1 pseudogene is annotated in these 511 nt (G+C 61.3%); it reads right to left on the reverse strand.

The window, feature by feature from the left end:
* Positions 1–271 precede the first annotated feature (271 nt).
* Positions 272–511 (reverse strand): annotated as a pseudogene (locus AU465_RS36920) (type II toxin-antitoxin system RelE/ParE family toxin); the annotation flags it as partial.

Below are 511 nucleotides of genomic sequence, written 5' to 3' on the forward strand. Positions count from 1 at the left end.
TTCTTCGTCGCCAGCGGCGCGCCGCCCTCGTTGGTGGGGCGTATATAGTCGCCACCAATCCAAACTGTCAACCGCGATCTGCGATGTTTTTTCGATTTCTCGTGCAGATATCCACGGGGCTGAAATTCGTGAGTTGGCTTGGCTGTGGTGTTCCGCTGCCGATCACGCCTACCGAGGCTCGACACTCCTCGGTGGCAGCGCGTGCCATCGGCTTGAAAATCGCCTGCCCCTGCTTGGGACTATCGACAGCCGCGCCAAACCGAGCAGCGTTTCAGAGCCGGCCTTCCAGCAATTCCGCCGTGATGTTCCGACCGGCGTAAAAGATGCTCAGGATCGAAACCTGTTCGTCCTCGACCGCAAGGGCAATGCTGACGGCGCGCCGGTAGCCGATGATCCGCAGCCCAGGCATGATCTCGACCCGCTCGGTGCCGCGCTGTGGAAAAGTCGACAAGCCCAGGTGACCTTCAATTCGCGACGGTCGCTCGCGCTGCGCTATGCCAAAGGCTCCGCG

It is taken from the genome of Mesorhizobium silamurunense (assembly GCF_014843905.1).
Lineage (GTDB): Bacteria > Pseudomonadota > Alphaproteobacteria > Rhizobiales > Rhizobiaceae > Mesorhizobium > Mesorhizobium silamurunense.